The 1364-nt window shown below is 45.4% G+C and carries 1 protein-coding gene; it reads right to left on the bottom strand.

Annotated features, from left to right (window positions below; genetic code table 11):
- Positions 1-104: 104 nt before the first annotated feature.
- A complete protein-coding gene (locus tag LBW89_RS27280; protein ID WP_148453388.1) occupies positions 105-1295 on the bottom strand; it encodes an IS256 family transposase in 1191 nt (396 codons plus the stop codon).
- Positions 1296-1364: the final 69 nt, after the last annotated feature.

Genomic DNA, 1364 nt, shown 5'->3' with positions numbered 1-1364 from the left:
GGTAGCGTCAAGAAGTTTGTGTAAGCAGTAGAATATTCATCAAGGGTAGATGAATGGGGGATTTGGTGGGGAGGGGAACCCTCCCCACCAAACTCCAGATCACGCTAGTTATCAGTATTGTTGTCAGAGTCCGGATAGCGTTTTGCAAACTTTTCAGACAGATCCTGTTTGACCTTAGGGTCAGCGAATCCGCGAATAACACGGCTCTCAAAACGTTCGTTATAAGCAATCACATCTAGATATACGATTTTCTCTGCAGCGTCCATGTTGGTTAAACTATTCATCGGCTTAAGACGCTTGCGTATTTCTTTGTTCATCCGCTCTATCGGGTTGGAAGTGTAGATCGCATCCTTTATTTCCTCAGGGTATTGGTAGAATGTTAACAACGTCGACAGTTGGTCTTCCCAAGACTTTACTTCTTTCGGATACCGTTTTACCCATTTGTCTTTGAACGTGTCAAAAGCAGCCAGGGCACATACATCATCCAAGGCGTTATATATCGTTTTGAGATCATTAATAAAGTCTGTCTTGTCCTGTACACGAATCTTAGGGAAGGTAGAACGAACTTTATGCACGATACAGTGCTGAACGTCTGCCTGAGGATATGCTTCTTTAAAAGCTTCGTCCAGTCCTGGTAGTCCGTCAAAGACGCCCAAAAGGACTTCGTGTACACCACGGTTGTACAGGTCTTTGAGAACGTCTCTCCAACCATTGGAGCTCTCTTGACCGCCTATATAGAAGCCTAGAATTTGGCGGCGTCCTTCTTCGTCAATGCCCATGGCAAAGTAAATGACCTCACCGCTTACAGTGCTGCGCTTGAGTTTTACGTACAGACCATCCAAGTAAATAACGCTGTACCTTTTTTGTAAGGGGCGTTCCTGCCAGTTTTGGATGTCTTCCAAGACAGTTGCGGTAATATTGCTGACGGTCGTCGGGGAATAGTGACTGCCGAACATACTTTCGATGAATCGTGCAACATCACGGGTTCCCATCCCGCTTTTGTACATTTGAATGACGGCTTCTTCCAGCCAGCCATCTCGGCGCTGGTACGGCTCAAATACATGGGTTTGGAAGGAGCCCTGGCGATCACGCGGTACCTCAAGATCCGAGATGTAACCGTATTTGGTATGCAGAGTGCGCTTGTAGTAGCCGTTACGACTGTTGTGCTCGTTTTCTGGGTCTTCCATAAAGTGCTTAATCTCGGCCCTCATAATGGACTCTAGGTTTTCTTTAACAAACTGAGTGACAAGATTTTCAAATAGGTTTGTGAGTTGATTTTCTGGTATCATAGTCATTGAGTAGAGTCCCTTCTTAGTGGCGTCGTAACCCTGAGAATACTCTACTTTTTTATGTTTTGGATAGAC

This window comes from Paenibacillus sp. alder61 (genome assembly GCF_020179875.1).
In the GTDB taxonomy this organism is placed as follows: Bacteria; Bacillota; Bacilli; order Paenibacillales; family Paenibacillaceae; genus Fontibacillus; species Fontibacillus faecis.
This window is presented reverse-complemented; position numbering and strand designations above follow the sequence as displayed.

What these genes read in the sequence shown, in the direction of transcription:
- LBW89_RS27280 (WP_148453388.1), bottom strand. Translation starts at nt 1,295, where the DNA reads ATGACTATGATACCAGAAAATCAACTCACAAACCTATTTGAAAATCTT.